At 69.0% G+C, this 9163-nt stretch carries 9 protein-coding genes; 5 read left to right on the top strand and 4 right to left on the bottom strand.

Going from position 1 to position 9163, the window contains the following annotated elements:
• Positions 1-249 (bottom strand): hypothetical protein (locus HUU96_RS00635; protein ID WP_174290929.1); only part of this gene is annotated, 249 nt, incomplete at its 3' end.
• A gap of 108 nt (positions 250-357) precedes the next feature.
• Between HUU96_RS00635 and HUU96_RS00630 the strand changes: the two genes are divergently transcribed.
• Both HUU96_RS00630 and HUU96_RS00625 read left to right on the top strand, forming a co-directional pair.
• Positions 358-1422, top strand: coding sequence for an acyltransferase family protein (locus HUU96_RS00630; protein ID WP_174290928.1), 1065 nt, complete (start codon positions 358-360; stop codon positions 1420-1422).
• A complete protein-coding gene (locus HUU96_RS00625) occupies positions 1419-2726 on the top strand; it encodes a glycosyltransferase (RefSeq protein ID WP_174290927.1) in 1308 nt (435 codons plus the stop codon). The genes HUU96_RS00630 and HUU96_RS00625 overlap by 4 nt, the downstream gene beginning before the upstream one ends.
• Here the strand turns inward: HUU96_RS00625 and HUU96_RS00620 are convergent.
• The 3 genes from HUU96_RS00620 to HUU96_RS00610 are packed head-to-tail and all read right to left on the bottom strand — an operon-like array spanning position 2684 to position 6682.
• Positions 2684-3244 carry a polysaccharide biosynthesis/export family protein gene (locus tag HUU96_RS00620; protein WP_174290926.1) on the bottom strand — a complete coding sequence of 187 codons (561 nt, stop codon included), beginning with the start codon at positions 3242-3244 and terminating at the stop codon, positions 2684-2686. The genes HUU96_RS00625 and HUU96_RS00620 overlap by 43 nt on opposite strands.
• Positions 3245-3254: 10 nt before the next feature.
• Positions 3255-4499 carry an outer membrane beta-barrel protein gene (locus HUU96_RS00615; protein ID WP_174290925.1) on the bottom strand — a complete coding sequence of 415 codons (1245 nt, stop codon included), beginning with the start codon at positions 4497-4499 and terminating at the stop codon, positions 3255-3257.
• A 20-nt stretch (positions 4500-4519) separates the two neighbouring features.
• Positions 4520-6682 (bottom strand): GumC family protein, encoded by a 2163-nt coding sequence (locus HUU96_RS00610; RefSeq protein WP_174290924.1) that lies wholly within the window; start codon positions 6680-6682, stop codon positions 4520-4522.
• A gap of 164 nt (positions 6683-6846) precedes the next feature.
• On the opposite strand from HUU96_RS00610, the gene HUU96_RS00605 reads away from it, so the two are divergent.
• The 3 genes from HUU96_RS00605 (at position 6847) to HUU96_RS00595 (ending at position 9163) form a co-directional block, all read left to right on the top strand.
• Complete coding sequence (locus HUU96_RS00605; protein ID WP_174290923.1) at positions 6847-7893, top strand: hypothetical protein; 1047 nt, start codon at positions 6847-6849, stop codon at positions 7891-7893.
• Positions 7890-8909, top strand: a complete 1020-nt coding sequence (locus HUU96_RS00600; protein ID WP_174290922.1) for a glycosyltransferase family 2 protein — start codon at positions 7890-7892, stop codon at positions 8907-8909. Before HUU96_RS00605 ends, HUU96_RS00600 begins: the two co-directional genes overlap by 4 nt.
• Before the next feature lie 68 nt (positions 8910-8977).
• A complete protein-coding gene (locus tag HUU96_RS00595) occupies positions 8978-9163 on the top strand; it encodes a hypothetical protein (RefSeq protein ID WP_174290921.1) in 186 nt (61 codons plus the stop codon).

Raw genomic sequence — 9163 nt, 5'->3', positions numbered from 1 at the left:
CGCGACCGGCTGCGCGACGTTGGCGGCGAGGATCGCGCCGGACCGATCGACATAGTCGACCGCGACCGCCGATGGCGCGACCGGCAGCGGATGAGCGGCGTCGACCGCCACCGCATCGGTGCCGGCCGCACCGAAGCTGATCGCCTGCTGCGGCACGAACCGGCCCGGCGCGTCAACTTTCTGTGCCGCCGCAGCGACCGGCATCATCAGCGCGGCGAGCGCCAGCTTGCGGTATTTCGTCATTATCATCGCCCTTCCTCTCGAATCGCTATGTTCCTCTTGTGTTCTCATGCTCCACTTGCTGTAGGACAGCGTTATTTCGCAGGACGGCGGCGGATCCTGCGCTAGACTGCCGCGATGACAGAGGCGGGAGCGACCGAGCGTGCGACGCATTTCGCGTCGCTGGACTGGCTGCGCGGGGTGGCGGCGCTGCTGGTATTTGGGCTGCACGTTACGGCGGACACGCCGGCCAAGCCGTTCTTCGCCCGTGGCTATCTGGCGGTCGACCTGTTCTTCGTCATCAGCGGCTTCGTCCTGGCGCAATCCTATGAGCGGCTGATGATGCAGCCCGGCGGACTAGCGAGATTTGCAAAGGTTCGGTGGGTTCGGCTGCATCCGATGATCATCCTGGCCTCGTCGATCGGGCTGGTCGGGTGGCGGCTGGGCCAGGTACCGACCCACCATCCCATCGTCCTGCTGCTCGCGCACATCCTGTTCATGCCCAACTGGTGGTATGGCTGGACGCTGTTCCTGTTCAACGGCCCGCAATGGTCGTTGTTGCTGGAGGTGCTGGGCAATGCCGCGCATGCGCTCACGGCGCGGTGGCTGTCGATCCGCGTGCTCATCATGGTGGTTGCCATCGACGCTGTGGCGCTGATCGTGGCGGCGCGGCATTATGGCGACCTGAGCCTCGGCTGGGCGCTCCCCAACTTTGCCGGTGGGGTAGCGCGGCTGGTGTTCGGCTATGCGTCGGGCGTGTTGATCTTCCGGCTGCACCAGCATGGCCGGCTGCGCTGGCCGACCACGCCGGGCTGGCTGGTGGTGGTGCTGCCTTTCCTCCTCCTCGCACCGGGCGCGATCGCGGACCGCTGGTATGTCGACGTGGTTGCGGTGGCGGCGATGCCGCTGGCGGTCGTGGTGGCGCTTGGTGCAGCGATGCCGCGGTTGCTCCGCCGCGCCGGCCACATGCTCGGGCGGCTGTCCTACCCACTGTATGCGATCCATGCTCCGTTGCTGACGGTTGCGGCCGGGCTGTTCGGCAGCGCTGCGCTGGCATCGCCAATGCGGCTGTCGCTGCTCGCGGTCGCCGTGCTGGCGCTCGCGGCGTTGGTGGAGCGCTATTACGACGCGCCGCTGCGCCGGTTCCTCACGGCTGTGCTCGCCATCGCGCCGGCCCGCACGCCGGCAGCGACCGCGCCATGAGCCACGAACAGCACGGCCCGTCACCGATGCGCGATCGACCCTCCATCCTGTGCCTGATGCGGATGCCGCCGGCCCTGACCGGCCATGGCGGCTCGCAGCGCGGCTGGCGGCTGGTCGAGGCGCTGTGCCGGATCGGGCGTGTTCACGTCGTGCTGCTGCATCGTTCGCAGGATCGGGATTTTGACCATGTTTCGCTCGCACCGCTGCGGGCACTGGTAGAGACGGTGACCGTCGTCGCCGTGGCCGACTGGTCCTCGATCAAATACCGGCTTCCCTGGCTGCCGTGGCGGATCGCGATGTGGTGCGACATGATCCGGATTGGCTCGGGCGAAGCGCCCCGCCTGCCACGCCGCGCCATAGCTGCGATTGCCGCGGCACTGCCGGGGCAGTCGTTCGACATGGCGATCGCCGCCCGGCTGCCCTGCGCGGTGATCGCCGATCGGCTGATCGACGCGGGCCGGCTTCGCGTCGCCGTCAAGGTCGTCGATCTCGACGATCGCCTGTCGACCTTCAAGCGGCGGCAGCGGGCGGCGGAGCGACCCGGTCCGATCCTGTCGCTGCTGCACCGACTGGACATCGCCGCGACCGCGCAGGCAGAACGATCGATGCGACGCTGGGACGCGATCAGCCTGTGCAGCGACGAGGACGTCGCGAGGATGGCGGCGGAAATGCCGGGTACGCCGGTGGTCAAGCTGCCCAACGTCATTGATCGGCCGCTGCTTGCATCTGCCACCGGCGACGGGTTCGCGATGCTGTTCGTCGGCAATCTCGACTTCCCGCCCAATCGTCAGGGGCTGGCGCGGTTCGTCGCGGAGGCGTGGCCGCTGATCCGTGCCGCTCGCCCCGATGCGACGGCGACGGTAGTGGGTTTCGCTCCTGGTCCGGCGTTGCGCGCGGCGCTGGCCCGGGCAGGCATTGCCCTCCACGCCAACGTGCCGAGCGTCGAGCCCTTCTATCAGGCGGCCCAGGCAGTGATCTGTCCGATCTTCTTCGGCGGCGGCACCCGCATCAAGCTGCTGGAGGCGATGGCCTATGGCCGCGCCATCGTGTCGACGACGCTCGGGGCCGAGGGGCTGGACATCGTGCCGGGCGTTCATGCCCTGATCGCCGATACCATGCCGGCCTTTGCCCACGCGCTGATCCGCCTTGCCGGCGATCTCGCCTTACGCGAGGCGCTGGCGGCGAACGCCCGCGCGCTCCAGCAGGAGCGGTTCGCGCCGGCCATCTTCGCGGCAGCGGCGGCGCGGCTGGTCGATGCCGCTCAGAAGAACCGCTCGGCAACGCGCAGGACGTCGCCAGGCTGAACCGGTACCGGCTCGCGCTTGCGCAGGTCGACGGCCGTCTCCGCCATGTCGGCCTGATGCTTGATATAGATTTTGCGAGTGCTCGCCCGGTAGGTGTAGCCGCCGGCAGTCGCCACCGCCTGCTGCACGGTCATGCCATTGGCGTACGGATACTGGCCGGGCTTCGCGACTTCGCCCAGGATGAAGAAGGGGCGGTAGTCGAGCACCTCGATGCTGACCCGCGGGTCCTTGATATAGCCGCGCATCAGCCGGTCGCGGATCAGCGCCTGCAGCGACACCGTCGAGGCACCGGTCGCGGCGACGTTACCGATCAGCGGAAACGAGATCTCGCCGGCGCTGGTGACGTTATACTCGCCCGACAGGGCATCCTCGCCATAGACGATGACCCGCACCTTGTCGCCCGGGCCCAGGGTATAGGTCGTCGGGTTAGGTCCGGTCATGGCCGGCGGCGCTTGTGCGGCGGTGAGCGTGATCGCCACGCCGGCAGCGATCGCGCCATGTCTCAGCCGGTTGATCATCCTTCATCTCCTATAGCGTGAGGCCGACCGTCATGAACCCTTGCGTCGCGTGCAGCGGCGGATACTGACCGGCCGATCGGTTGACGTGGCGGACTCGGGCGGTCAGGTGGTAGCGGCGACCGATCAGGTAGGTTGCGCGCCACTCCGCATCGGTTTCCGTGTTCGTGCCCTCGATACCGATCGGATCGATGCTGGCGACCCGCAGCGACGGACTGAGGACGACATCGGCAAACAGTTGGTAGTCGAGCGTCACGCGCGCTTCCGACCGCAGATTGCCCGCCGCGAACGGCGATGTCGCATCCTCCACATCGCGGTTCGCATCCAGCCGCACCGACAGCCGCGGCACCGGCGTCCAGCCCGCGCCGGCATAGAAAGACAGGCCTTGCGGACTGCGCAGCGCAGGGCTGGCGTTGTCGCGCCGGAGATAGCCGATGCGGACCTCGCCGGTCAGCAGGCCCGCCGCCAGTCCAATGCCGCCTTCGATGCGAAGACCGGTCGAATCGCGATCGAGCGAGGTCGGTCGCCGATAGCCGAGATCGTCGTGAGCGATCACCGCGATCAGCGCGACCCCGCTGCGCAGGTCATAGCGGGCCACGCCGGTGTAGATGCTCCGGTCGCTGTTGCGGAACGCCTGGGGCAGCGATGCTCCCGCTGCATCGGCACCGTCGGCATAACGGCTCGCCACTCGCTGCACGCGCCCGGTCAGCGTCAGGTCGCCAAGACCCTTGTCTACCCGCAGCGACGACGCGAGCGTCGCGATCGCAATCGGCTTGACCGAAGCGTTGGCGGCAACATCGAGCCGGTCCTCCGGTCCGCGATCGATGCGGACATCGACCTCCGCCCTTGTGTCGCGGGCGATGTCGTAGCGGCCGGCAAGATGAGCGCCGAACCCGCTGCTGTCCTGGCCAGGGTCGGCGGGATAGCGGTTGAGGAGACTGTAGCCGTCGATCGCCAGCCGGTGGCGCGACCAGCGCGATTCCAGCAGCGCACCCACCCTGACCGAGACGCCGCCGTCGCCCCGCCGCCGCACATCGCTGCCGAGGACGTTGTCGGTATGGTCGGCGGTGACATCGAGCGCCGGATAGAGGAAGAAGCTGCCGAAGCGGCCGCCGATCGGTTCGTGGCCGGGGCGGAGCTGCACCACGATCGGAATAGCGGCGGTGGCGTCGGCCGGGCGGTCCAGGCGATAGCTGTCGTCGGTCTGGGCGCTGGCGGGCACGCTGGTGCCGCCGAACATGGCAATGGCCAGCGACACGCCCGCTCGTCGTCCGCGCCTCAATTCCGGTAATAGCCGATGAGTTGCCGGTGATAGCCGTACACGTCCTCGACCCCGCTGCCCGCGAAGCGCCGCGCGTCGACGCGGGTCAGCGCCAGCCCGCGCAACGTGACCTTGGCGGCGAGCAGCAGGTCGATGGCGGTGTCGACCGCCTGAACAGCGCTTGTGCGCCAGCGTGCCACCATCAGCACCGCGTCGGCCGCGGCCGCCAGCTCGCGGGTCTCCGCCAGCGCCAGCACCGGTGCGGTATCGAGGATCACCACGTCGAACCGCTCGCGCAGGTCGGCCAGCATCCGCTCGACGGTGGCAGCGGTGAACAGGTCGCGGCCAGGATCGGGCGTGACCGTGCTGGCGAGCACGCGCAAGCCGGTCAGCGGGTCGTCGGCGAGCACCGTGTCGAGCGATGCAGCGCCGGCCAGATAGCGTAGCAGGCCGTCCGATTGCGGCGCGAGCAGCGCCTCGCCGACCGAGCGACGACGGATGTCGCAATCCACCAGCACCGTGCGCTGCTGCGTGGCGGCGAAGCTGCGCGCGAGGCAGATCGCCGTCGTCGACTTGCCTTCGCGCGGCAGGGCGGAGGTGATCGCGATCACTCGCGTGCCGGTGTCGTCGCGCGTCGCCAGCACTGTGCGCAGTCCGCGGAACGCTTCCGCGAATTGCGACGCCGGCTGGCCGACCAGATAGTCCTGCGGCGTCGCGTCGGCTCTCGCACCGCCGAGCGTCGACCGGAGCTCCGGCACCGTGCCGGCATAGCGTACCCGCAGTCGCCGCTCGACATCGCGGCGGGTGCCGATCGTGCCGTCGAGATGGTCGGCAAGCGCCGCGCACGCCGCCCCGGCGAGGAGCCCGCCGAACAGCGCCGCCACGACGATCAGCGGCACGTCGGGCGAGAAGGGCAGCCGCGGCACGCGTGCGACCGTGCCAATCCGCGCGTCGGTGTCGGTCAGCCCCTCGCGCGAGATCGTCTCCTTGGAGCGGGCGAGATACGCCTGATAAATCGCGCCGCTGCCCTCTGCCCGGCGCTGCAGTTCGAGCAGGCCGACCTGCGCCGCGTTGTTGGCGGCGAGCGAGCCGGCGGCGCGGCCCTGGCTGGCTTCCAGTGAGGCTAGACGCGACGCGGCAATGCTCGCCTCCGCCTGCAGGCTGGAGGTGATGCGCGCGATCTCGCCGGCGATCTGCTGGCGGATGTCAGCCAGTTCCTGCCGGGTACGCACCACCTCGGGATGGAGGTCGCCATAGCGTGAGGTCAGGTCGGCGAGGCGGCGGCTGGCATCCGCCTCCTTGCCTCGCAGGTCGCTGATCGTTGCCGATTCCAGCGCGGTCTGGGTGTCGGCTCCACCACCGCCGCGGCCGATCTGCGCGCGTGCCGCGGCGAGGCGGCCGGCCTTCTCGGCATGGTCGGCGCGCGCCTTGGCGATCTCGGCGTTGAGCTGCGACACCTCCTGCTCGGCCATGGTCGCGCCCTCGGCACTCACCAGCCCATGCGCGATGGTGTAGCGTTTGAGTGCCTCGTCCGCCGCCACCGCCTCCTGCCGCAGCTGGTCGAGGCGGCCGGTCAGGAAGCGGCCGGTGTGGCGCGTGGCCGCAAGCTTCGCCTGCTCGCGATCGAGTAGATACTGGCGCGCGAACTCATTGGCGATCCGCGCCGCCAGCAGGGGGTCGCGCGAGGTGGCGGTGATCGCGATCACATAGGTCAGCCCCTCGCGACGCACGGCGACATGGCGCAGCAGCAGCGGCGCGAGCGGATGCGTGCTGGCGGGCTGAGCCGGATCGAAACCGGCACCGGCAAGCGCATATTCGGGGTAGCGATCGAGGTGCAGCGAAGCGGCAACCCGGCCCGCGATCGACGCCGAGCCGATGATCTGCGCCTCGGTATCGACCTCGTCGGTGCCGGGCTGCACCAGCGGCGCAGCCGCCATGTTGGCGCTCGTGGTGACCATGTCGATGCGGCGAGGCTCGATCACCAGACTGGCCGCTGCCCGGTACAATGGCGTGGCGAGCAGCAGATAGGCGGCGGTGGCGGTCGCCACCATGGCGATCGGCAGCACGAAAGCGAGCCACCGACGGCGTAGCACCGCCCAGATCGCGGCGGGGTCGGGCAACATCCCCGACACCTCGCGCCGCTCCGCCATATCCCCCGCTCCACCAGCGACCTGCAGCATGGCCACCCCTGTATTTTGCGTCGTCGCACCTGACCCCTATGTCGATGCGATCGCTTGATATTGACGAATATCAATAGAATAAACAGCGGGAAAGGGCGGCAGCGAGGGGGAAGGCTGACATCGTCGAGATCGGCTATCTCGTCCACGACCTGAACGATGTCGCGGTGCAGCGCCGCGTGTCGATGCTGGCCGCGGGAGGCGCGCAGGTGCGGGTCGGCGGCTTTCGCCGCGGCGCTGCGCCGCTCTTGGTTGGCGATGCCCCACCGATCAATCTGGGTATCACCCGCGATCGGCAGCTTTGGCAGCGCTGCTATGCGGTCATGCGCAACCTGCTGCAGCGGCGCAATGTGCGCCGGGCGACGGCGCGTGCCGATGTGCTACTGGCCCGCAATCTGGAGATGTTGGTCCTGGCCGCCGCGGTGCGCCGGCCGCAGCAGCGATTGGTCTATGAATGTCTCGATCTCCACCGCCTGTTGCTGGCCAAGGGCATCGGCGCGCGCCTGGTTCAGCAGGTCGAGGCGGCGTTGCTGGCGCGCTGCGATCTCGTGATCGTCAGCTCGCCCGCTTATGGCGACCACCTGCGCCAGCAGCGTTACCAAGGGCCGGTTCTGCTCGTCGAGAACAAGCTGTGGGGAGCTGCCGCGCCACGTCCTCCCGCCCGGCGACACAGTGAGCCATGGCGGATCGCCTGGCTGGGGGTTCTGCGGTGTCGCCGCAGTCTTCACCTGCTCCGCACGATCGCCATAGCTGCCGACGGCAGGGTCGAGATCGTCATCGCCGGCCGCATTGCCCATGCGTCGATCCCCGACTTCGACGCGGTCGTCGCTGGTTGTCGCCACTTGCGCTACATTGGCCCGTACCAGCCGGCCGAGCTGCCCGACATCTATGGCGGCGCGGATTTTGCCTGGACGATCGACTATTACGAAGCGGGGCTGAACTCGCAGCGGCTGTTGCCCAACCGCCTGTATGAAAGCCTGGCCCATGGCGTCGTGCCGATCGCGCTGGCGCATGTGGCGACTGGAGCGTGGCTGACACGGTATGGTGTAGGCGTGCTGGTCGGCGATCCCGCCGTGGAACTGTCCTCGCGGCTGAGCAACCTCGACGACAGAGGCTATGCGGTGCTTGCCGATGCGGTCCGGGCGCTGCCGCGCGAGGCGGTCGTCGCGGGCGCGGCGGACGCCACTGCGCTGGTCGAGGCGCTGACGGGATGAGGGACTGCGCCGATGTCCTGATCGTCATCCCCTGCCTCAACGAGCAGGCTTATCTGCCGGCGCTGCTGGCGGAGATGACCCGCGATGCGCCGGGGGCGTTGCTGGTCGTCGCGGATGGGGGCAGCACCGATGCGAGCCGTGCCATTGTTGGCGAGGCGGCCGCAGCCGATCCGGCTATCCGCCTGCTCGACAATCCGGCGCGGTGGCAGAGCGCCGGCATCAATGCCGCCGTTCGCCACCATGGTGCCGGCCGCCCCTGGCTGGTGAGGATCGATGCTCATTGCGGCTATCCGCGCGGGCATGTCGCCGCCCTGGTCAGGCGCGCGGAGCAACTCGGCGTCGAGGCAATCGCGACGCCGATGCGCGCGCGCGGCACCACCTGTTTCCAGCGCGCGGTCGCGGCGACCCAGAACGCGCTGCTCGGCACCGGCGGATCGCTCCATCGGCACCTCGGCAAGGGCAGGTTCGTCGATCATGGCCACCATACCCTGATCGCGCTTCCCGTGTTCGCGCGGCTCGGCGGCTATTGCGAGACGATGTCGCATAATGAGGATGCCGAGTTCGACCAGCGGCTGAGCATCATCGGCGGCCGGATCTGGCTCGAACCAGCCTGCGCGATCGACTATTATCCGCGCCGCGACATCGTTGCGCTGTTTCGCCAATCACGGTGCCATGGCGCGGGTCGCGCCGTCACGGTCCGGCGTCATCGCCTCCGGCCGAAGCTGCGCCAGCTGCTGCCGCTGGGCGCGGTCGGCGCGGTCCTGCTGCTGCCGGCGGCACCGCTTGCGCCCGCGTTGGCGTTGCCGGCGATCGTCTGGCTGGGCACGTCGATCGGCTTCGGCGCATGGCTCGGCTGGCGGCAGCGGAGCGCCTGCGTCGCCATGGCCGGCGTCGCGGCGGCGACGATGCATCTCGGCTGGGGCATCGGCTTTTTTGGCGAATGGCTGCTTGGCTGGGGACGCGCGGTCACTTCACCGGCGCGGGTGTCGATCGCCTCACGATCAGCCCGCCAGTAGCAGCCCGTTAACCATTGCTGCGTATTGTAGCATAGCCCGCTGAGAAGCGCGGCGTTCGAGGTCATGCGATGCCGCTGCTCTGCCGTCTCCACCGCCACCAACGCTCGGCGAGCCTCGCCTGGGTCGAGGGCGGTTACGTTCGCAGCGTCTGCAAACGCTGCGGTACGCCGCTGGTCCGCACCGAACCGAAGGTCTGGCGAGAGATAGGCGGGCGACTGGGCCAGCAGGTCGACGCCGGCCGGCTCCTTACCTAG

The sequence above is a fragment of the Sphingomonas bacterium genome, assembly GCF_903644135.1.
In the GTDB taxonomy this organism is placed as follows: Bacteria; Pseudomonadota; Alphaproteobacteria; order Sphingomonadales; family Sphingomonadaceae; genus Sphingomonas.
This window is presented reverse-complemented; position numbering and strand designations above follow the sequence as displayed.